General features: G+C 41.6%; 23 protein-coding genes. 12 read left to right on the top strand and 11 right to left on the bottom strand.

Going from position 1 to position 21017, the window contains the following annotated elements; all coding sequences use genetic code 11:
* Positions 1–153: 153 nt before the first annotated feature.
* Entirely contained in the window at positions 154–477 is a 324-nt protein-coding gene (locus HQK88_09190) for a hypothetical protein (protein MBF0616977.1), read from the bottom strand.
* A gap of 206 nt (positions 478–683) precedes the next feature.
* Here HQK88_09190 and HQK88_09185 point away from each other — a divergent pair, with 206 nt between their 5' ends.
* The 7 genes from HQK88_09185 (at position 684) to HQK88_09155 (ending at position 7707) form a co-directional block, all read left to right on the top strand.
* Positions 684–1850, top strand: coding sequence for a hypothetical protein (locus HQK88_09185; protein MBF0616976.1), 1167 nt, complete (start codon positions 684–686; stop codon positions 1848–1850).
* A gap of 70 nt (positions 1851–1920) precedes the next feature.
* Positions 1921–2856 (top strand): sulfite exporter TauE/SafE family protein, encoded by a 936-nt coding sequence (locus HQK88_09180; GenBank protein MBF0616975.1) that lies wholly within the window; start codon positions 1921–1923, stop codon positions 2854–2856.
* Positions 2857–2910: 54 nt separating this feature from the next.
* Entirely contained in the window at positions 2911–4158 is a 1248-nt protein-coding gene (locus HQK88_09175) for a hypothetical protein (GenBank protein MBF0616974.1), read from the top strand.
* A gap of 12 nt (positions 4159–4170) precedes the next feature.
* A complete protein-coding gene (locus tag HQK88_09170) occupies positions 4171–5421 on the top strand; it encodes an ATP-binding protein (protein ID MBF0616973.1) in 1251 nt (416 codons plus the stop codon).
* Positions 5422–5423: 2 nt separating this feature from the next.
* Complete coding sequence (locus tag HQK88_09165) at positions 5424–6761, top strand: sigma-54-dependent Fis family transcriptional regulator (protein MBF0616972.1); 1338 nt, start codon at positions 5424–5426, stop codon at positions 6759–6761.
* Positions 6762–6916: 155 nt separating this feature from the next.
* A complete protein-coding gene (locus tag HQK88_09160) occupies positions 6917–7219 on the top strand; it encodes a DUF1104 domain-containing protein (protein MBF0616971.1) in 303 nt (100 codons plus the stop codon).
* Between the two features lie 80 nt (positions 7220–7299).
* Positions 7300–7707 carry a hypothetical protein gene (locus tag HQK88_09155; protein ID MBF0616970.1) on the top strand — a complete coding sequence of 136 codons (408 nt, stop codon included), beginning with the start codon at positions 7300–7302 and terminating at the stop codon, positions 7705–7707.
* Between the two features lie 13 nt (positions 7708–7720).
* On the opposite strand, the gene HQK88_09150 is transcribed toward HQK88_09155, so the two are convergent.
* Positions 7721–8851: a patatin-like phospholipase family protein gene (locus HQK88_09150; GenBank protein MBF0616969.1), complete on the bottom strand. Its 1131-nt coding sequence runs from the start codon at positions 8849–8851 to the stop codon at positions 7721–7723.
* Positions 8852–9044: 193 nt separating this feature from the next.
* Between HQK88_09150 and HQK88_09145 the strand changes: the two genes are divergently transcribed.
* The 5 genes from HQK88_09145 (at position 9045) to HQK88_09125 (ending at position 12060) form a co-directional block, all read left to right on the top strand.
* On the top strand, positions 9045–9659 hold the full coding sequence (locus HQK88_09145) for a hypothetical protein (GenBank protein ID MBF0616968.1): 615 nt from the start codon (positions 9045–9047) through the stop codon (positions 9657–9659).
* Between the two features lie 6 nt (positions 9660–9665).
* Positions 9666–10418 carry a TlyA family RNA methyltransferase gene (locus tag HQK88_09140; GenBank protein MBF0616967.1) on the top strand — a complete coding sequence of 251 codons (753 nt, stop codon included), beginning with the start codon at positions 9666–9668 and terminating at the stop codon, positions 10416–10418.
* 65 nt (positions 10419–10483) lie between these two features.
* Positions 10484–11026: an RNA polymerase sigma factor gene (locus HQK88_09135; GenBank protein ID MBF0616966.1), complete on the top strand. Its 543-nt coding sequence runs from the start codon at positions 10484–10486 to the stop codon at positions 11024–11026.
* A complete protein-coding gene (locus tag HQK88_09130) occupies positions 11016–11522 on the top strand; it encodes a zf-HC2 domain-containing protein (protein ID MBF0616965.1) in 507 nt (168 codons plus the stop codon). The genes HQK88_09135 and HQK88_09130 overlap by 11 nt, the downstream gene beginning before the upstream one ends.
* A gap of 19 nt (positions 11523–11541) precedes the next feature.
* Entirely contained in the window at positions 11542–12060 is a 519-nt protein-coding gene (locus tag HQK88_09125; protein MBF0616964.1) for a hypothetical protein, read from the top strand.
* 45 nt (positions 12061–12105) lie between these two features.
* Here HQK88_09125 and HQK88_09120 read toward each other — a convergent pair whose 3' ends face one another.
* The 9 genes from HQK88_09120 to HQK88_09080 form a co-directional block, all read right to left on the bottom strand.
* The gene (locus tag HQK88_09120; GenBank protein ID MBF0616963.1) at positions 12106–13488 is read right to left on the bottom strand and encodes a radical SAM protein; all 1383 of its coding nucleotides are present in this window, start codon (positions 13486–13488) and stop codon (positions 12106–12108) included.
* A 164-nt stretch (positions 13489–13652) separates the two neighbouring features.
* Positions 13653–13844, bottom strand: a complete 192-nt coding sequence (locus tag HQK88_09115; protein ID MBF0616962.1) for a hypothetical protein — start codon at positions 13842–13844, stop codon at positions 13653–13655.
* Between the two features lie 49 nt (positions 13845–13893).
* Entirely contained in the window at positions 13894–14115 is a 222-nt protein-coding gene (locus HQK88_09110; GenBank protein ID MBF0616961.1) for a hypothetical protein, read from the bottom strand.
* Between the two features lie 212 nt (positions 14116–14327).
* A complete protein-coding gene (locus HQK88_09105; GenBank protein ID MBF0616960.1) occupies positions 14328–15902 on the bottom strand; it encodes an NAD(P)H-hydrate dehydratase in 1575 nt (524 codons plus the stop codon).
* Positions 15899–16282, bottom strand: a complete 384-nt coding sequence (gene acpS / locus HQK88_09100; GenBank protein ID MBF0616959.1) for a holo-ACP synthase — start codon at positions 16280–16282, stop codon at positions 15899–15901. The genes HQK88_09105 and acpS overlap by 4 nt, the downstream gene beginning before the upstream one ends.
* Positions 16279–16998, bottom strand: a complete 720-nt coding sequence (locus tag HQK88_09095; GenBank protein MBF0616958.1) for a pyridoxine 5'-phosphate synthase — start codon at positions 16996–16998, stop codon at positions 16279–16281. Before HQK88_09095 ends, acpS begins: the two co-directional genes overlap by 4 nt.
* Before the next feature lie 75 nt (positions 16999–17073).
* On the bottom strand, positions 17074–17949 hold the full coding sequence (locus HQK88_09090) for a cyclic nucleotide-binding domain-containing protein (GenBank protein MBF0616957.1): 876 nt from the start codon (positions 17947–17949) through the stop codon (positions 17074–17076).
* Between the two features lie 38 nt (positions 17950–17987).
* Positions 17988–18926 (bottom strand): hypothetical protein, encoded by a 939-nt coding sequence (locus HQK88_09085; protein ID MBF0616956.1) that lies wholly within the window; start codon positions 18924–18926, stop codon positions 17988–17990.
* A complete protein-coding gene (locus tag HQK88_09080; protein ID MBF0616955.1) occupies positions 18913–20937 on the bottom strand; it encodes an ATP-dependent helicase in 2025 nt (674 codons plus the stop codon). The genes HQK88_09085 and HQK88_09080 overlap by 14 nt, the downstream gene beginning before the upstream one ends.
* Positions 20938–21017 lie beyond the last annotated feature (80 nt).

Below are 21017 nucleotides of genomic sequence, written 5' to 3'. Positions count from 1 at the left end.
CTTTCTCCTTGCCGCCTTGTTATGCTTCTGACTGCTACTTGGTATCTTTTTGTAAGCTTTGTCCCTGTTGTGATAACACCACAGCAAGCAGCCACCATATCTTGTCATTCCCGCCTACGAGCGGGAATCCAGTCTTTATTTATAGCTTAGTGGCTAAACGGCAGGAGGTTTTTGAAATGGATTTAGAAAGGGATCTTTGTATATGTCTGACGAATTGAAAAAGTAATTATTGCGTACCGGAAAACAACGGCTTACAGTTTTTACCTCAGGAATGGTTAATACAAATGTTTGATGAAAAATCTTTCCAGCTTTTTCGTTGACTGTATCCTTCTTTTTTGAGCAATTGTGACAGCATTTCTTAAATTCACAGTTATGCACTTTAGCAGCGATAAACCCACTCTTTGCAGCAAAACCATAGACACAAGTGTTTTGCAGCATCAGTGCACAAGCTATAAGAAACACTATTGTTTTCATCATTCTTTATTGTAACTTTATTTTGATGTAAAATGGAATTTATCGAATTACCTCATCTGAAAATTATAAAAAAATACGATTAAAAAGTGGTCTTGACAACGTGGTCAACTAAAGTAGAAGATATAGCATTTATCATCGAATTATTTAACGAGGGTTTTTACTATTTTTCAATCTATATATGGAATAATTTATGTTTAAGGAGGAATTGGATGAGAAAAACAGCAGTTTTACTCACAGTACTTATATGGTGTTTATTTGCCGACCATGTTGTCCATGCTGCCCAACTGCTTGCCTATGTTACAAATGAAGGTGACGATAACCTTATAGTAGTTGACCTTAGCACGGAGAAGGTTGTGAAAACACTGCCAACCGGCAAGACACCCCATGCACTTGCTTTTACTAAAAACGGAAAAGTATATGTGAACAACCGTGGGTCGAGAGATCTGACTGTTATCGATGCGAATAAATTCGAGATAATCAAAACTATCCCACTGCCTGCCATTTCCATGTTGATTGCGGTATCCCCCCACTGGAAAACCCTTGCGGTTGTGTACAAAGACGCCCTAAAAGTATCTTTCATAGATACGGCAACCGACACCATAATAAAGACGATTCCCATAGGGAAAGAGCCTGATGGAATATTTAAGGGCGCTATGATTAAGCACCCTTACTGGTCAAAGGACGGCGGATACATATATGTCTCAGATAATGTTAATAACACAATTGTCAAAATAGCTGTGGCAACAGGTGAGATAAAATCAACGCTTAGTATGCCGGGTTCAAATCACTACCTCCATCCCTCAAAAGATGGCAAACTGCTCTACGCGGTGAACGAAACCACAAAGGAAGGTGGTACCTCTATAACGTTAATCGACGTTGACAAGGACAGAATCGTCAAGAATATTCCCATTCCTCTTGAAGCCGGGGAAAAGGGGCTGGGACATCATGGAGTATTCACGAAAGATGGAAAGTATTTCTTTTCCTGTAATGAGGGCGGTACAACTGTAGCAGTACTGGATGTGGATAAACAGGAAATTACGAAAACCTTAAAGGCAGGCATGGGTGCAGGACATCCGGCAATGGCTATTGACGGCAAATATATATTTGTTATTCAGCATAAAGACAATATTGTTACGGTTATAGATGTAGATAAACAGGAGGTCGTAAAAGATATCCATGTTGGAAAAGGGAAAAAACAGGCTCATGCTTCTTATTTCACCCCTGATGGGAAGTTCTTTTACATGATCAACGCAGAAGACAACATTATGAACAAGATAGACGTAGCAACAATGGAAGTCGTGTCGGGGATACCTGTAGGAAAAACTGCAATGTTCTTTGGAATCAAAGAAGGGCAGGATTTCCCGGGTACAGAATGAAAGATGAAAGTTGACGATATTGTCGTCATGAAACATAATTATTTGGATTTTTATCGAGGAGAATAATACTATGATGGATTTACTTACAGTAACATTTCCAGTATCAGGAGTTAAAGCCAATATTTTGTTGGCTCCCTTTGTGGCAATGGTTATATCTTTTTTTACGTCTATGGGAGGAATATCCGGTGCATTTCTCCTGCTTCCATTCCAGATGAGTTTTCTTAACTACACAGCACCCTCGGTTAGCGGAACAAATCATGTTTTTAATATTTTTGCAATTCCAAGCGGCGTTTACCGGTACATAAAAGAAGGGCGTATGGCATGGCCACTTACATGGGTTGTAGTTTTAGGGACATTGCCCGGCGTGTTTATCGGCTACTACGTAAGGGTTTTTTATCTTCCCGATCCAAAAGTATTTAAGCTCTTTGTAGGATGTGTTTTAATGTATATAGGTATAAGGCTTTTGAAAGAATTTGTCGTCAAAAAGAAATCAAACTCCCCTGTCTCAAAAACATTAGACGAGAAGTTTAAAATTCATGCAGGGGTTTCCTCGGATGCCGTAGTGAAAACAATATCGTTATCCATAAAAAAGATAGAATACGAATTCTGGGGAGAGACTTTTTCATTCAAACCAGTCAGTATGTTCATCTTGTCCTTTGTCGTCGGCATCATTGGCGGAGCATATGGAATTGGCGGAGGATCTATTATAGCGCCATTTTGCGTGGCCATATTCAATCTGCCAGTTTATACCATAGCCGGGGCTGCTTTGATGGGAACTTTCATAACATCGTTAGCAGGGGCGATTTTTTTTAGTTTAATTCCTGCCACAGGAGGAGTCTCAGCTACTCCCGATTGGCTTTTGGGGATACTCTTTGGTATCGGAGGGCTCATAGGCATGTATCTGGGGGCAAAGACACAAAAACATGTCCCGCAGAAAATCATAAAGCTGATGCTCGGTGCCGTTATAGTTTTCCTTGCAGCAAATTATATAATCCAGTATTTTTAAGGGGTTATTTATTGCAACTTTGCTTTGGCATAAAATGCAAAAGGAGGTGTATTTATGTTGAGGTTTAAATACTTCTTTCTAATTATATGTTTCTTTTTGTTAATCGTTCCATCAAACGGTTTTGCCAAAGAAATAGACAGCCTTGATGAGCTTATAAAAAAATACGACTCCACCCGATGTAAACCCTGCCATGAAGAGATTTATAATGACTGGGAAAAGTCACTGCACAGTAAACCCATGGTGGGGCCATTTGGTAAAACTCTCGGCACTCTGCAGGACTACCTGAAGCAGCGGGATGGCGAGCTTAAGAAATCCCATGAGGTCACAGAAAGCACTAAAGAATATATGATACCATGCTTTATTTGCCACATCCCTCAGCTTGAGGACGCAACCGAAAAAGTGGCTAAAGAAATTGCCGATGCGGTTTTAAAAGAGAACTACGATGTTTTAGACAAACTCCAGATTAACTGCATAATCTGCCACAACAGAAACGCCATAGTGCGTAAGTTCAGAGACGGGCTGCCTGAAAAGAACGTAGTTTACGGCACTAAAGACATTGGGGGCGCTCACCCTGACAGTGTCTTTACCAAATCCAAAGTAAACAGCATGATTGCCGACTCTTCTTTTTGTGGTGGCTGCCACCAGGGCCCTAACGTGCTTAACTCCCCAGAGCCATTTTGGTGTGTTTCAAACTATGACAGCCTGTTGCAAAACTACATACCTAACGGAGGGGATAAGAGCTGCCAGGACTGCCATATGAGAGCGCCTGATACCGGACACCGTTTTCCACCAAACTATGACGATACGGCCTTTGAAATGAAGCGCCTCAAAGAGCATTTTAAGTTTGAACTACATGCTATGGCATATACTTTTCAGATTAAGACCCCTAAACTTGTCTCCATTCCAATGGTGGTTGTCAAGACTAAGACAATACCTGTGGAACTTGGCCACAGAATGCCCGATGGCTGCCCATCCCCCACTCACTTTGATATGAATGTTATTGTTAAGGCAAAAGACGGCAAGGAGATTTTTAACGAAACCAGGTACTACATGCCTCAGAAAAAACTCGGCTATGCGGAAAACAAGATGGTCTTTGCCTCTTTCAGGAAAATCTCTCTGATGAGAGATACCGCCCTTCAGCCATTTAAGACTAACGAGGAAAATTTTGAAATCAAGTTGCCTGCCGGTGTTGAGGAGGCCACAGTGGAGGCATCGCTTAAACTTGTGGTTGAGCCCGGTGTGGCAACCTCCACGTTCGACCTGTACAAATTGACTAAACACGTAAGCATTAAAGGAAATTAATCCGTAACGTAAATGGAGATAAAAACGAATAAGAAGTTAAATCAAAGATTTATAGTTATCAGTGCGGTTGCGATATTTACAGCCTTGTCGGCTTTTAGTGCTATTTCCACTTATGAGATAGCAAAGAGCTCATCTGAGGAATCACTCAAGTCTACCGCCTATTTTATTGGAATTACCCTCGATCAGGCCCTCAACCGTACGGGTATAGACGAGAGTCTAATCTCTGAAATAATGGAAAAACAGCGTTGGGAACATATCGCCTACATCATCCTTTATGACAGGGACAGAAAAATCGTCTTACACTCTAACCCCAAACTGATAGGCCAGACAACCACAGAACCGTTTATTGAAGGCATTCCACAGTCCACCTACTTAACACTGAAGACCGGAGAGATAGTCTATGTAATGAACATGCCGGTTCATATACATTCAGTTGCGCCAATGGTACTCTCTATTGCTCTTCACACATATCCGTCCATGGAGGCGGTCAGAAGTGCTAAACTGCACATGTTTATTCTTCTTACAATAGTCACTGCTATGTGGACTCTGGCGTTTATGTTTATCTATTATCTTAAAAAAACGGACCTGATGGAAAGGAAGGCTCTTGTGAAGGAGCGGTTTGCGGCTGTTGGCGAGATGGCTGCCGTTTTGGCTCATGAGATCAGGACTCCACTTAGTTCAATCAAAGGTTTTGCTCAATATCTTAGCGAGAAACTTAAAGAAAACGGCAGGGCGGCAGAGGGTCTTTCTGTTATAATTAACGAATCAAGCCGCCTTGAGAACCTCGCAAACGATCTGCTTATCTATGCAAGGCCGCCTGAGGTGAAAATCCAGCCACTGTCCCTTGGGCAGCTAATAGAAGAGGTAACAGGAATGCTTACATACGGTGATGGGGTCACTGTTGAAACAGAAATCGCTGTTACAAATGATACACTAAACTGTGACAGAGAAAAATTAAAACAGGTTTTGATAAATATTATATCCAACGCAGTGGACTCAATTGAGGAATGTGGTAAAATATACATAATAGTCAGGGAGAACAAAAAAGCGATCAAATTTACGATAAAAGATACAGGAAAGGGAATGGACAACTCAGTTCTCAGAGACGCAAGCAGGCCATTTTTTACAACTAAGGTTAAAGGAACCGGTCTGGGGCTTTCGATAGTGGATAATCTGGTTACTGCCATGGGTGGGACAATATTAATAGAAAGCCAGGTTGCAATGGGTACCTCAGTTACGGTAACGCTGCCCTGTGAGAGATAAAAATGAGTAAAGGCAATTACAGGGTTCTGATTGTTGATGACGAGGAGTCCATCAGATTGCTGCTGTTACGGGTTTTGGAGGACGAGGGATACACGATTAAATCCGCATCAAACGGCATAGAGGCAATATCAATCTGTGAAAACTACAAGCCCAATCTTATCTTATTAGACCTTAAGATGCCACAAATGGATGGTCTTACGTTTATTGAGAAGTATAAGCAGAGTGATTTCTCTCACCACGAGACTGATTTCATAGTGCTAACGGCATACGGCACAGTGGATAGCGCAGTAAAGGCTATGAAACTTGGAGCGATGGATTTTATCACAAAACCACTTAGTGACCCCAATGTGCTTAGGTTTGCCGTTGCAAAGGCGTATGAGCTAAGGCGGCTGCTTACAGAAAACGAGGCACTAAGAACTGAACAGTTAAAGGGGCTGCCACCGCTTGAGATAATCTTTGGAGGAATGGAGGATATTTTAGAGGAGGTAACAGCCGTATCCGGTACAAACTCGGCGGTACTCCTGACCGGTGAGACCGGAACCGGCAAAACGCTCATTGCACGAGTACTTCATGCCCTAAGCAAACGTGGCGGGCCCTTCATTGAGTTAAACTGTGCTGCCATTCCAGAAAACCTGATGGAAAGTGAACTGTTTGGTTACGAAAAAGGAGCATTTACCGGAGCCGTTTTAGCAAAGCGTGGTAAGTTTGAACTTGCATCAGGGGGCAGTATTTTGCTTGATGAGGTCTCAGAAATGTCACAAACCCTTCAGGCAAAGTTTTTAAAAGTTCTTGAGGGCAGTGCTTTTGAAAGATTAGGAGGTACGGTTGCGCAAAAAGTTGATGCACGAATAATATGCGCAACAAACAGAGACCTTCAAAAAGAGGTTGCTAAAGGAAATTTTCGCCAGGACCTTTATTTTCGGTTAAATGTGTTCCCAATAAGTATTCCCCCACTAAGGACAAGGAAAACCTTTATTGCACAACTGTGCCGCTATATGGCCGCATCCATATCAAAAAGGATAGGAAAAGATGTAAGTGATATATCAAAAGCATCAATTGAAAAGCTTACATCATACGAGTGGCCAGGTAATGTCAGAGAACTACAAAACGTTATAGAGCGCTCGATAATCATGTCAAAGGGCGGCATAGTTGATTTTCTAAAGGCTATTCCAGCAGAGTTGCCTGAGTCAAAAGACACATTCAACCTGATAGAAATTGAACGAAGCACAATAGAAAACGCTTTAAAACACACAGGTGGTAATAGAAAAGAAACTGCTGCAATGTTAGGGATTTCGATGAGAACCCTACAGTATAAGGTTAAAGAATACGGCCTGAAATAATTATAACCAAAGTGCAATTATTGCATCTACACATGCAATAATTCGTATTTAATCTGTCATTATATTGTTAAACGCATGATATTCCGGGCTTTTCACCTTTGGCATCACCTTTGCATTGTTATAGATATGAACAATCACAAAGGAGGTGAAAGGATATGAGGACGATGATAGTGATAATATTAGCCCTTACACTTTTGGCAGGGGTTGCGTACGCAACAGATTTCAGCAAGTACACTACGGATGAGCTCCTTGGGCTAAGAGGCACAATGTGGAATGCCACAATTGAGGAGAGAACTGCATTACACACTGAGCTTAGCAAAAGAGTACCGGAGATGACAGAGGAGCAGAAGAAGGAATTTTCAAGCAGGCCGGCATTGGCTGGCAGAGGAATGGGTAGAGGAGGAGGAATAGGTAGAGGGATGGGATATGGTCCATACTGCCCATATAGGACAAACTAACATAATGAAGCATAAAGAATCGCTGAGTTACACGGCAAAGCTAACTTTGCCGTGTAACGCTGTGTAAAGGCTGGGATAATATGCTAAAAACACTTTTTTTAGCCACGTTATTAACAATGTTACTGATACAAAATGTAAGTGCTGATGAGTGGTGTGGTTACGACTCAAACACAGAGATAACAGTTAACGGAGTGGTCACTGTGGCTGATGAGTCAATGAGAGGGCCATATGTTTTTACAATTCTCTCGGCAGATAAGACATTTAATGTAGTGACCGGCCCCAGATGGTATCTGAATCAAATAGGACTTGCCATAAAGACCGGAATGAATGTAGTGGTTACGGGCTCTAAGTTTTATGACAGAAAGGGAGAATTATCCATTGCCGCATATTCTATTTTTATACCGGCTGAATCGAAAACTTACCAGTTTAGAGATTCAAATTCTCAAAGGCCGTTGTGGCACGGACAAGGCCATGGCCGCTGGCGGTAATTATTGAGAAATATTAAGTATCATAAGGATTACCACCTCTGAAACCGGAAAACAATGAATGTGTCCCCGGTAGGCGTTCTTTTAGCCACGGGCTTTCCCTCAGTGCCTTCACCATGTCGTTATAACCATGTTCGGCACGCTCGCGGATAGAGCTTTTTGAAAATTCACAATCCCGTGTCGGAACCTCAAACGGAGGCGCATCATATACGATATGCACTATGTCAAATAATTTGTCCCTAAGCTGAGACTTAAGCTTAGCATAAGTGTCTTTATCCAGGCTACCTGAGATCTCAAGAGTTTTCTTTAAAGCACAAGCAAGATTATGCCGCTTGTTAATGTGCTTTATGTGGTCAAACGTGCGGCTGGAATACAGTATGTCTTTGTATCTTGACATGACGTCGTTCATATCCTCTGGCTCTTTCCCTATGGGATTAAACAGATCTATCATAAAGACCAGCATATCTTTCTCCGGGACGGCCTTATATATGCCCTCAAGCGGGGTGTTGGATATGCAGCCGCCATCCCAGTACAGGTCGCCGTCCACCCTTATACCGGGAAAACCCGGAGGCATAGCGCCGCTTGCCATAACGTGCTCAGGGCCTATTCTGTAGTTATTATCTTTAGCATGCTGAGTATCAAAAAACTTAAGCACAGCGTCCTTTACTCTGACTGAGCCAAGAAGCAGCCGCGTCTTATTGGAGTTGATTCTGTCAAAGTCAACAAATTTTTTAAGAGTTGAAGCGAGCTCTTCAGTGTCGTAGTAACTCGTTGCTTCTATAGAGCCAGCAGGAAAAAACTGAGGAACCGGCAGACGGGGTGAGAAAAAATTAGGCTGGCCAAACAAAAACCCCTGTATTGAAGACAATGTATTATGAAACCTCTTGAGTTGAATCCCTGTCTTTGAAAAAGAGGATACATCAGGCCACGCTATAGAATCCCAAAATCCAAACAGATTCTTTAGCCTGTCGCCTGGTGCATTTCCTGCTATGATAGCAGCCGTAAATGCACCTATTGAAATGCCTGAAACAATATCAGGCTCATAGCCTCCCTCTGACATTGACTTATATGCCCCAATATGGTAGGCCCCTAAAGAACCCCCTCCCTGAAATGCCACACCTATGCCCTCGTATCCATGCTTTCCCATACTTTCACCTCGCCGCATATTTTTATCATTCCCACCCGTGCTATTATACTATATTTAAAATATTTTTCGTTTTTTTTAATAAATTCCATTGCAATAAACCGCAGTTAAAACATTTTTTGTGGTATGAATACTTTTCTTTTTTCAGAGTTAGCAGTATAATACCAACAAATGAACTTACATGGAGGAAAGTAAGATGACATTATTCAGGGATTTACTAAGGATATCGTCTCAGTTTGTAGAAAAACAGAAGGGGTACTGGGACCACAATGCGTGGCTTAGCCTTCTTAAGGATGCCCAGGAAAAAGGTTTGCAGTTAACCAGCGATATGCAGACATATCTTGGCACAATTGTCCAGTCAATGAAGAGAATTTATGAAACGTCCTCGTTCAAGCAGGGATTTGGGAAGGGGTTTTCAGATGCCACAAAAGTGATGTATGAACAAACTGTAAACTTTGTAGAACAGACAAAGGGCAAGTGGGACCACGCCGGCTGGGAGGGTTTTATAAAAGAACTGCAGCAAAAGGGAATAAACATGACTGAGGAGGGCAGAGCATACCTTGGTGAGCTTTTAGAGGCGGCAAAGAAATTCTATATAACACTGCCAACAAGAAGCGTGGAGGATAAACCTGCAGAAAGTGAAAATCCGCCATCAACTACTGCCGCTGAAGTTGAAAAGCCTGCAGCTCCTGAGACTGAGCCAACAACTGTTGAGAAGAAACCAAGGGTTAGAAAAACAGCGGCTCCTAAAGCAGACTCCGACACTAAGAAAACAACAAAATCTCCAGGCAGAAAGAAAACAGTAAAGTAAACTAAACTGAAAAAAAGACTCGATGTATTAGTCGTTGAAAGAGCCCTCGTGTCCTCAAGAAATGAGGCACAGGCGCTGATAATGTCAGGAGCAGTGGTTGTTAATCTTTCGGTTGTAAGTAAAGCCGGCGAACTTGTAGAGGAAACTGCTGATATTGCTTTAAAAGGTGAAACATGTCCCTATGTTAGCCGGGGCGGGCTAAAACTCGAACATGCGCTTTCCACTTTTGATATATCTGTATCCGGCAAAACAGCCCTCGATATTGGCGCCTCAACAGGGGGTTTTACCGACTGCCTGCTAAAAAGGGGAGCAACACGGGTTTATGCCGTTGATGTAGGGTATGGGCAGTTTGGCTGGAAATTGCGCCGCGATGAACGTGTGACCGTTTTTGAGCGAACCAATATCAGATACTTAGACAGAGTTTCAATAAAAGATACTATTGACATCGTTGTGATAGATGTCTCCTTCATTTCTCTAAAACTTGTATTGCCTAAAGCGGTGGAATTTCTGGCCCCGGTGGGTTCTGACAATCAGTCCGGAGAAATTATAGCACTTATAAAACCCCAGTTTGAGGTAGGCAAGGGAGAGGTGGAAAAAGGCGGTATAATAAAAACAAAAGAAAAAAGAGAGCGGGTTGTTTCCGATATTAGTGAATTTGTACAAACTTTAAATTTAAAACTTTGCGGTGTATGTGAAAGCCCAATCAAAGGACATAAGGGAAACATAGAGTATCTGCTTTATGCTGCAGTTAAAAAATAATTAAAACTCACTAAACCTTTATCTGATAAGATGTGTCTAAATAAGTAAAATGTCAGCGAATACGGATGGATGAAGACAGCGGACTGATAGACTCTTATCTTTGTGGTGATGAGGGAGCGGTTGAGAGTCTTATAAAAAAATACCAAAAGGAGGTCTATTCACTCTCATATCGGGTGGCAGGGGATATGGAAGAGGCCAAGGACATAACTCAAAAGGCTCTTATCAGCGCTGTGACAGAGCTAAAAAATTTTAAAAAAAAATCATCTTTTAAAACATGGCTCTACAGAATAACTGTCAACACAGCCTTAAACCATATGCGTGGAAACTCCTTAATTAAAGTTGAATTAAATGAAACTATACAATCAAGTGATCAAGGTCCTGTGTCCCACCTAATACTAAAAGAGCGAGAGAGGCACCTAAAAAGCCTCCTCGCTTCCCTCCCAGACAGACAGCGCCTCTCGGTCATTCTACGGGTATATAAGGACTTAAGCGTGGCTGAAACGGCTGCGGTTATGGGTTGCTCTGAGGGAGCTGTTAAAGCTCATTATCATAGCGCTATTAAAAAACTTAAAAAGTCATTTGATGGTGGTAATGTTAATGAAAATTAAGCATGATGACATACAAGACAAGCTGCATGATTACCTTAAAGGCGCTCTAAGTGAGGAGCTAACACTAATAATAAAAGAACATATCCCTGCATGCAACGAGTGTGCTAAAGAAATCAATGTCATTGAATCTCTGGTGAAAAACGAAGTGCCAGACCCTGGTGACATATTTTTTTATAACCTTGCAAGAAATGTTATAAGACAAGCCAAAGAGACAAAACCGCAGAAGTTCCGCTTATGGGAATTTCTCAGGCTTAACCCGATTGCTGTGGCGGCTTTGTGTCTGGTTATTGTTTTGGTTGTTTATAATTATGCAGGGTTTATAAGTGTACAACGAATCCTCGAACACAGTGGAAATGAAATAGTGAAAAATGACATTATAAAAGATAAAGTTATGGATGTTTTAACAACAGATGATATTCTCTATTTAGAAGATGAGTATGAAGACTCAGTCTCAACCGATTATGATGGTGAGGAATATTTAGTAATAACACTATAGTCACAATGGAGGAGTTAGAATGGAAAAGTCCAGAGTATTCGTAACAATGACGATGTTTCTTTTGTCGGTGTTTATATTTGGCTGTTTTGTTTTGGTGCAAGCTGAAACTAAAATGGATGACAAAGAGATGGCAGAGATGCACCAAAAGATAAAAGCCCTGAAAAAGAAGAAAATTACAGAGGCGCTTGGTTTGAATAAAGAGTCCTCAGAAAAACTATTTTCTGTAATAGATAAATATGATGATAAAAGACATGAGTTAATGCGAGGGATGAGAGTTGACATCAAAAATCTGAGAAAAGCCGTTGACGACAAAAAAGATAATATGACAAGGTCCCTTGTTGATAAGATAGTGCATAACCAAAAAGAGCTCCTCTCACTTAAGCTGTCTGAGGTGGACGAATTAAACGAATTAAGGAGTATGTTTACAACGGAGCAACAGGCAAAATATATTCTTTTCAGTGTGGATTTTAACAAAACGATAAAAAAAATCATGGCGGAAAAACGCCGCAATCGCAGCAAGGACGGTAAAGAAGACTGAGACTACCTTTATACTAAGCAGCAGTCAGAAACATGCTGCTTAGTACTATGATGTAAGCCACCTAATTCCCCTTTTTAATATAAACTTTAAATGCTCAAAACTCTTTATCGTTCTTACTAATTGCAGGAATATCCTCGGTCTGAAATAAAACCTCAAAAAACCCTTAAATCTTAGGATTTTTATTGCATTATAACTCATACCCTCCGGAATAAAGCTTATCGTGTGGAGTGAGTGATGAGCATTTTCAAGGTCAAAACTATACTGTTTAGAGTCAAGCAGCTGTTTAAAATCCTCTGTGCCGGGATATGGCTGGAAATATGAAATACCTATTCTGTCTAATTCAAGCTCAGTGGTGAATTTTAATGTCTGCTCGATTTCCTGCCGGGTCTCCCCAGGAAATCCTATTATAAAAAAACCGCCAATATCCATTCCTGCCTGCTTGACCAGAGCAATCTTTTCTTTTATTTTTTCCTTTGTTATCTTCTTTTTAATTAGTTTTAGTCTGCTTTCATTTCCACTTTCCACTCCAACATTTACCGAATAACACCCGGCACGGTTCATTAATTTTAAGTCATCAAGATCAAGTTTATCTAATCTTAAGCCGTTTGGCAAAGCCCAGGTTATATTAAGGTTTGTTCGCATAAGTGATTCGCAAAAATCAATAACACGCTCTCTTTCCATAGAAAAGTTATCATCTTCAATATGAACCTCTTTAACATTAAAATATTTATTCAGATACTTGATTTCCTCGATAACATTTTCTATGCTTCTGTACCTGATCTTTTTTCCTGATATGAACCCTGCCGAACAAAAAGTACACGGATATGGACAGCCCCTTGAAGTAATCATGGGAGCGTATGGGAATTGTTTATAGAAAGCACCATGCGGCGCTTTGGGATAACTGCCTGGCGGCATCAAATCCCATCGCGGAAAGGGTAGTTCGTCAAGGTTTTTAGGGGCTATGATAGCATTTTCTTTTACCTGACCGTCTTTTAGCCATACAAGATTATCAAAACCATCGAGATCATCCCCTGGTCGGGGGAGTTGATCTGTAAATTTCTTAAATGCAAGCTCGCATTCACCTTTAAAACCATAATCTATGATCCCGCCTAAATATTTAAACGTTTCCACAGGCATTAACGTAATCTGAACGCCGCCTAAAACAATAATGGTATTAGGTAAAAAAGACCTGATTTGTGAAACAAAGCGCTTAACAAATGAGATGTCTTTTGTGTATGCAGAAAAACCAAGTATATCCGGTTTTTCATTAATTATCTTTTTAATTAAAACAGTGTCTGAGTTCCTGTCCCTGAGCTGGTCAAAAATCAAAGTGTTTTTGTTTGGCATTGATGAACTAAGATAACCGTAATTTAACGGAGGAATTATCTCATCAGCAGTTGTATGTAAACGCACAAAAACTGTTTTCATCAGAACCTCGCTGTGAGCATAAGATATCCCATCGCACCGGCAGTCTATCATATTTTCTCTTCTTTGTCAAATAAACATGTTCAATAAAAATTCACCTTGTAAAACCAATAAAAAAGGACAGCAGCCTTATAGCTGCTGTCCTTTTCTTATCATACAGAAAGAAACTACTTCTTCTCTTCTGTTTTCTTCTCGTCTTTCTTCTCGTCTTTCTTAACGTCTTTCTTAGCATCCTTCTTTGCATCGGCTGCTGGGGAAGCTGCTGGGGAAGCTGCTGGTGCTTTATCCTCTGCAAACGCCACTACTGAAAGTGAAAGTGCAAATACGGCTGCTACTAAAACTGATAAAAGCTTCTTCATTTGTTGTCTCCTGTACATTCCAAACCTTCTTTTTAATTAAATAAAAAGATTACTCTGCTTTCTTAGGCTCTTCTTCTGCTGCTTTTGCCTTCTTTGCCTTTTTTGCCTTTTTTGCCTTTTTTGCCTTTTTTACCTTTGCAGGCTTTTCTGCTGCAGGTGCTGCTGCTGCAGGTGCTGCTGCTGCGTCTTTTGCTGGCTCCTCAGCCACTGCAAATGCTGCAAATGACAGGGTAAGTGCTAAAGTTGCAAGGATTGCTAATAATTTCTTCATCTGTGTCACCTCCTTTAAACTCTTTTTTTACTTATTTACAGTATAACCGTGTTCATCACTTTTTTACCGCCTCCACCATCTTCAGGCGATAACTATTGTAGTAAGTAGCAAGTACCATGCCAAAGGCTAAAACAGGTGATTTGATAAAAACTCTTACCATAAAAGGTAAAAATGTATTCCTAAATAAGCAGTGTTATCCTCATATGAGGATTTTACTTTTCCTTTCCCGTTAAGTAGTTAATTGCTAAGGGAATATATTCTATGAGGTCTGACGCAATAGTGGAATATACACCAACTTTATCGGCAGCAATCTCGCCAGCCATGCCATGTATATAGACTCCTAAGAGGGCAGCATATAGCGGAGGCAAGCCCTGTCCTGAAAATGATGATATTATGCCTGTAAGGACATCCCCAGCCCCTGAGGTTGCCATAGCGGGGCTGCCTGTGGGATTGATAAACGTGTTTCCCTCAGGGTCAGCCGTTATAGTGGGCACTCCCTTGAGTATCAGGTAAGAGGTTGAGAGGGCAGAAAACTTTGATGCCTCACCCACTCTGTCCCTTTCCACCTCCATACACTTAGGAGAGAGGTTTGATGTTTTACCCTCAAGCACGAGCCTTGCCATTTCAGCAGTATGCGGTGTGATAGTTACCGGGGACGGAGATGTGTTTAAAATGTTTATCCTGTCATGGTACTTTAGTGCTGAAAGGGAATTTATACCATCAGCGTCAAGCACTATGGGCACAGGAGAGTTAGCGATTAACTCTCTGACCAGTTCCACGGTGTCAGTGTCAACTCCCATACCCGGCCCTATGGCTATAACATCACAACGCCTTTCTGCAAAATCCAGTATCTCAGTAAGTGCCTTTTTAGAAAACCTTCCTTTGCCCTTATCAGCAACAGGCAGGGTCATCTCCTCGGTAACCCGTGACTGATAGGTGTCCAGCAGTGAGGATGGCACCCCGATTGTGGCAAGCCCTGAGCCTGATCTCATAGCGGCCTTTGCCGCCATTACAATTGCGCCGGTTTTACCCCTTGCACCGCCTATAAAAAGTACATGTCCATAATTACCCTTATATGAGTAGTCAGGACGAGTCGGCAAAAACATTGATACCAGATTTTTTTCCACAGTTTCACAGGTGATATTTTCATCAGTAAGAAACACTCTCGGAAATCCTATATCCTCTACAAACAGCTCCCCTGTGTAATCACGTCCTGGATGTAACAAGTGGCCGCGTTTGGGTAGTCCAAATGTTATTGTATTTGTTGCTTTAACAGCATGTCCTAATATCTCACCCGTATCTGAGGATATACCTGAGGGAATGTCAACTGAAAAAACAAAGCAGCCGCTTGAATTTATATAATCAATGGTTTTAGCCATAGCATCCTTTACCTGCCTGATGAGACCGGTACCAATCATGGCATCAACTAAGATATTACCAACAATATCACTGTCACGAACGACAGGTTTAGAAAAGACCTCAATATCGTATTTCTTTAAAAGCTCAAATTGAAAACGACAGGCATCGCTTAAAGAAGCAAGCTCGGCAGCCATAAACACATGCACACAGAAACCGTTATTATAAAGCTCTCTTGCAGCGACAAGACCATCACCGCCATTGTTTCCCCCGCCACAGATTACAGTTACCGACTGGGGCGCAAACCGTTCCATTATCCGCTTTGCAACAGCAAGTCCCGCTCTTTCCATAAGTACCACCTGCGGAATTCCCACGTCCTCTATAGTCCTGCGGTCTATTTCCATCATCTCTTTTGCTGTAACTGCTTTCACTGTCTTTTGGCCTCCTGACTCTCAAGTACTACCATTGCCACACTGTGGGTTGACTCATGACTTATACTTAGGTGCATACGGCATACTCCGTGTTGTTTTGTAAAATCATCCGCACCGCCATAAAGCAAAAGGTAAGGTTTACCCAATTTATCATTACATACCTCAATCAGCGTAAAAGGAAAAAACACACCCGCTGCTTTTATGAAAGCCTCCTTAGCAGCAAACCTTGCAGCCAGAGAGGTTTCTGAAAAACGCTGTCCAACACAATAATCACGTTCGGTTTTTGTGTATACACGGGTTAAAAACCTGTCTCCCCATTTTTCAAACGCCTTTCTTATGCGCTGATTTATGATTATATCAACGCCGATACCGAAAATCATCCGGCCTGCCTTATTAAATCACGCATCTGCCACACTGCCTTTTCAATGCCTGTCATTATAGCCCTGCTCATTATACCATGCCCTATGTAAAGCCCTCTGATTTCTCTGATTGCTGCTATGTGTGAAACGTTTCTGTAGTTTAAACCATGTCCGGCATTTATGATTAGACCAAGGTGTTGAGCCTCATATACAGCTGTGATAATTTTACCCAGCTCTGCTGTTTTTGCCTTTTCGCCCACGGCGTTAGCATAGAGACCGGTGTGGATTTCAACCATCTCTGCTGTGGTCTCAGCGCTTGCTGTAACATCAGTCTCAGATGGATTTATAAACAGGCTGACCGGTATCCCCTCAGACTGGATTTTATCTACCGCATAACTTAGCCGTTGCTTTTGCCCTCTGACGTCAAGACCGCCTTCAGTGGTCAGCTCCTGCCGTTTTTCAGGAACAAGCGTGACCATGTCAGGTTTAACTGATAGCGCTATTGCTATCATCTCATCGGTGGCAGCCATTTCAAGATTTAAAGGCGCAGTTATTACCTGCCGGAGCAGTTTTAAATCTCTGTCTGAGATGTGCCGCCTGTCCTCTCTAAGATGAGCAGTAATACCGTCAGCGCCTCCTGAGATGGCAAGCAGAGCACCCTCTACAGGATCGGGTTCAACCCCAAGCCGTGCCTGCCTCAAAGTCGCTATATGATCAACATTTACACTTAAAAACATATCTGCTCCCTGCGGCTATTATACATTATCAGGCATTTTTTTAATAGTCTGAAAGTGGTACAGCACCCCTCTAAATTAATTAAAAAACTCCTCAAGTACAGCATCAATTTCGCTTTGTGAAATGCCGCGTTTTTTCTCGCATGCTAACTCACGGTCAGACCTCTCAAGGCGTCCCATAAGCCGCTGCACAATAAAAATCAGTATCGAAATTGATGACTTAGGATAGTATTTCAGAAAATTTATGAATGATGTGCGATTAAATTTTACCAGAACTGTTTCGGTTTCAGTTATAACGTTTGCAGTGCGCCTGCCGCGGTCAAATATGCAAGATTCGCCAAAAACATCTTGAGCTTGAATGCTCCCCATATAGCAGGTGCCGCCTTCTGTATCTTGTGTGTTTTTTGTGATTTTTAAAGAGCCAGAAACTATGCAGAAAAATTCGTCTGCCTCATCGCCCTCTCTTAAAACCGTCTCACCGGTAGCGTATCTTTCTGTTAGAGCAATGTAAGCCAGCGACTCAAGAGCATTTTCATCTAGCAGCTCAAATATTTTTATTCTTTTCAAAGCCTCAGCTAAGTCCAGATATTTCTCAGTCGCCTGATCAAATGAGCTAATAACCTCGTTTAATTTCTCCTTAGTTATTTTGTTAGCACTGACAAGGATTTTGCCTAAAAACGGTCTTGTGTCTATGATTATGTTGTTAACTCTTATCACTTGCTCCTGAGTCAGGTATTTTTTTCTCAATGCAACCTCAGCAAATGTAAGGTCAGAGTCAGCCTGATATGTAAGCAGTTGAAATATTTGTTTCATTGTAAGAAACTCTAAGTCAAGTGATACCTTTTCAAAGGCAGGACTCTCTCTCCTTTGAATTTCAAGGGCATCTATAACGTCCTCCTCCATAACGAGGCCTCTGTCTATTAAGTACTTACCTAAGAAAAAGTCTTTTCCCATACACAATCCCCCCACGCATTATATCATAACGAAAACAGCTATTGTTCAATAATAATTTCATGAGTTACAGTGTCTGTTTTAACCGTGTCCACCTCAAAGTAGTATGCAAAAAGGCTTGCCATAAAAACATAGCTTAAATAAATGAAAACAACCGGCATCGCAATATTAAGTGTAAAGCCAAAAACCACACCAATCAGAGGGATAGCCGACATGAGCACAGTTATGACAAGCAAAATTATCTTTGCAACAACCAGCAGAAACAGTGTAAACAGATAAAACCAAAATGTTGACGGCTTTTTAAACATCACTCTTATACAGTCTTTGAAAACCTCTAAGGTTTTCAAATTGCCGGATGCAATGGCAGCCGATCCGTAAAAAGTCAGAGCAACAAGTGCGTTAAACGCAAAAAAAACAGCCGTAAGTATAACCAGTAAAACCAGATATTTCAGGAAAGTAGCGGCAAAACTGGTTGTAACGCTCTCAGAGGGTAAGACATTGTAAAAAATAAATAAAACCACCGCCACCACTACTAATATAACAACAGCGGCAAGACCAACTATCGTTGTATAGCCAAGCATGGGGGTAAAAAGCCGCTTTCCTTCTAACATAAAAGAGTTAAAGGAAAAATCGAACCCCTCATTGGCCAGAGTTTTTGCAAAAACCCCTGAGGATGCTCCATAAATAAACAGCATTGCGGACATCACAAAGATTGTATAAACAAAGGCCAGGGCGGCAAAAAACAAAACAAGCCCAAGGTACTTAGTGCTAAACAGGGTAAAAATCGGCTCAGGGTCAATGTCTTTAAGAGAACCAACTGAGTTGACTCCGGCAACAACAAGAAGTACCACTAAAGGTACAATTATAATTATGGCAAAACCAATCAGTGCTACAATCATTGAGATAACATTAACAAGCACCAGCATCCAGTTCTTGTTGGTAGCGGTTATACCAATTTTTATGGCATCAGAAAATGTCATTGTCACCTCCATAAGAGATCTCAAGTGGCTGGTAAAGACGGCTTTCAAGCTCATCAATGAATCTTGATGGTTTCACAGGACCTACTATATTAGACATCTGTGTGTTGCAAAGATAAAGCTCATCACAGGCCCTCGTTACAGCCACATAAAAAAGCCTCCTTTCCTCCTCCTCTTCACCTGCGGCAATGGATTTAAATAGCGGAAACTGACCGTCGTTCAGGCCGATTATAAAGACCCGTTTCCACTCCAGTCCCTTTGCCTGATGCACCGAGGTAAGCACAACTTTGCCCATGAAACTGTCTCCAGCCTCCTCATCCTCATCGGTGTCGCCCCCAATTGCCATATCGCTGACAAATGTGGAAATGCTGTCGTACTTTATAGCATACTCCGACATTTTGTCTATATCCTCAAGTCTGCTCTCAGCGTTAGTGTAAGCCTCGTAGATAAACTGTTCGTAGCCGCCCTCTGTGATAAGTGTTATAGCTTTGGATGGTGATCTTTGGTTTTTTATTTGTTCAATTGTTTCTAAAAGCTGCCGGAAACGTTCTTTGCCTTTTTGCGGCATAGAGTTGTTAAGTTTCGGCAGTGCGTCTAAGGGGGTCTCCTCCTGATTTTGAGTCAGAATAACCCAAAATTTCTCTATGGTTTTGTTTCCAACACCTGGAATCATTTTTAAAATCCGTTTCCAGCCAATTTCATCAAATGGATTTACCACAACCTTAAGATATGCCATAACATCCTTGATATGAGCCATTTCAAAAAACTTCATGCCGGAGCGCACCTCATAGAAGATCCCATGCCGGGTCAACTCCAGTTGTAGCTCAAGGGACTGGTAGTGAGCGCGATAAAGCACAGAAACGTTCGATAATAAGCCTCCCTCCTCGGCTATATCCCTGAGCTTAGAGCACACAAACTCCGCCTGTGCCTCAACATCAGAAAGCTCTACCAGATATGGGAGCGGACACGGTTTGCCCTCATGTGTTACATCGTTTCGGCTGGATTCAAGGTCCTTTCTGTATTGCCGGCGGTTGCCTCTGATTATTGCATTAGCAAGATTTAGAATTTGAGGAGTGCTGCGGTAGTTATAGGTAAGGCGAAATATCTTAGTGTTTGGATAATAATTATGAAAATTTAAAATGTTATCGAGATTTGCTCCCCTAAAGGAAAATATCGCTTGTGCATCGTCTCCTACAGCCATGATATTTTTGTGTACAGAGGAAAGAAGATAGACAATCTCAGCCTGAACTGAGTTCGTGTCCTGGTACTCATCCACCAGTACGTGCTTAAATCTGCCGCTTAGTTGTTCCCGTACGTCGGGAAAATCAGTGAGCAGAACTTTTAAGTTTATAAGCAAATCGTCAAAATCCATCAAATTCAGCGTGGTTTTCTTGTGCTCATAGAGTTTAAATATTGCTATAATATCGTCAGTAGCAGTGCGGAGTTTACTGTATTTTTTTGCTATAGAATCCTCGATGGTTTTAGAAGTGTTTTTCACATATGAATAAATATCAGAAAGGACAGCGGCTTTCGGGATAGGAGCCACCCCATAAGCTTTCCCTCCTGAATATCCTGCCGTAAGTTTAGAGCCTTCATATTCTAACTTACAGGAATCAAAGAGTTCGTTAGTGTCTGCTCTGTCCAAAATGGTAAAGTCCTTGGTGTAGCCCAGAAGTTCAGCATATCTGCGCAGCAAGGTGTTTCCAATGTGATGAAACGTGCCACCCCACAGTGAGCTAATCTCTCCGCCTGCCAAAGTTTCCGCCCGTGACATCATCTCCTTAGCCGCTTTATTTGTAAAGGTGAGAAGGAGTATCTCAGAGGGCCTGACCCCCTGTTCTATAAGCCACGCAACACGATAGGTTACAGTTGTAGTCTTACCGGTTCCTGCCCCTGCCAGTACAAGCATAGGCCCGCCCTTACAGGTAACCACATCCAGTTGCGAGGGATTTAGCTCCTCTGAAAAATTGATCCTTCTGGATGCAATATCTCTGCGTATTGTGTATTTTTCCATTTAACTTTTCTCTTATGGTAAAAGGATAATGTACGCTATTATAATAACAAAGAGGCGCTATTAGCAATATTTGGAAAAAT

It is taken from the genome of Nitrospirota bacterium (assembly GCA_015233895.1).
Taxonomy (GTDB): Bacteria; Nitrospirota; Thermodesulfovibrionia; order Thermodesulfovibrionales; family Magnetobacteriaceae; genus Magnetomonas.
Note: the sequence above shows the minus strand (reverse complement) of the source record. Positions and strands in the feature narration are given on the sequence as shown.

Bases quoted from the DNA above. Each gene is read 5' to 3' on its own strand.
- HQK88_09165 (MBF0616972.1), top strand. From the start codon at position 5,424: ATGAGTAAAGGCAATTACAGGGTTCTGATTGTTGATGACGAGGAGTCC.
- HQK88_09190 (MBF0616977.1), bottom strand. From the start codon at position 477: ATGATGAAAACAATAGTGTTTCTTATAGCTTGTGCACTGATGCTGCAA.
- HQK88_09145 (MBF0616968.1), top strand. From the start codon at position 9,045: ATGACATTATTCAGGGATTTACTAAGGATATCGTCTCAGTTTGTAGAA.
- HQK88_09175 (MBF0616974.1), top strand. From the start codon at position 2,911: ATGTTGAGGTTTAAATACTTCTTTCTAATTATATGTTTCTTTTTGTTA.
- HQK88_09115 (MBF0616962.1), bottom strand. From the start codon at position 13,844: ATGAAGAAGCTTTTATCAGTTTTAGTAGCAGCCGTATTTGCACTTTCA.
- HQK88_09110 (MBF0616961.1), bottom strand. From the start codon at position 14,115: ATGAAGAAATTATTAGCAATCCTTGCAACTTTAGCACTTACCCTGTCA.
- HQK88_09185 (MBF0616976.1), top strand. From the start codon at position 684: ATGAGAAAAACAGCAGTTTTACTCACAGTACTTATATGGTGTTTATTT.
- acpS (MBF0616959.1), bottom strand. From the start codon at position 16,282: ATGATTTTCGGTATCGGCGTTGATATAATCATAAATCAGCGCATAAGA.
- HQK88_09135 (MBF0616966.1), top strand. From the start codon at position 10,484: ATGGATGAAGACAGCGGACTGATAGACTCTTATCTTTGTGGTGATGAG.
- HQK88_09130 (MBF0616965.1), top strand. From the start codon at position 11,016: ATGAAAATTAAGCATGATGACATACAAGACAAGCTGCATGATTACCTT.
- HQK88_09085 (MBF0616956.1), bottom strand. From the start codon at position 18,926: ATGACATTTTCTGATGCCATAAAAATTGGTATAACCGCTACCAACAAG.
- HQK88_09120 (MBF0616963.1), bottom strand. From the start codon at position 13,488: ATGAAAACAGTTTTTGTGCGTTTACATACAACTGCTGATGAGATAATT.
- HQK88_09170 (MBF0616973.1), top strand. From the start codon at position 4,171: ATGGAGATAAAAACGAATAAGAAGTTAAATCAAAGATTTATAGTTATC.
- HQK88_09160 (MBF0616971.1), top strand. From the start codon at position 6,917: ATGAGGACGATGATAGTGATAATATTAGCCCTTACACTTTTGGCAGGG.
- HQK88_09080 (MBF0616955.1), bottom strand. From the start codon at position 20,937: ATGGAAAAATACACAATACGCAGAGATATTGCATCCAGAAGGATCAAT.
- HQK88_09095 (MBF0616958.1), bottom strand. From the start codon at position 16,998: ATGTTTTTAAGTGTAAATGTTGATCATATAGCGACTTTGAGGCAGGCA.
- HQK88_09180 (MBF0616975.1), top strand. From the start codon at position 1,921: ATGATGGATTTACTTACAGTAACATTTCCAGTATCAGGAGTTAAAGCC.
- HQK88_09150 (MBF0616969.1), bottom strand. From the start codon at position 8,851: ATGGGAAAGCATGGATACGAGGGCATAGGTGTGGCATTTCAGGGAGGG.
- HQK88_09090 (MBF0616957.1), bottom strand. From the start codon at position 17,949: ATGGGAAAAGACTTTTTCTTAGGTAAGTACTTAATAGACAGAGGCCTC.
- HQK88_09155 (MBF0616970.1), top strand. From the start codon at position 7,300: ATGCTAAAAACACTTTTTTTAGCCACGTTATTAACAATGTTACTGATA.
- HQK88_09125 (MBF0616964.1), top strand. From the start codon at position 11,542: ATGGAAAAGTCCAGAGTATTCGTAACAATGACGATGTTTCTTTTGTCG.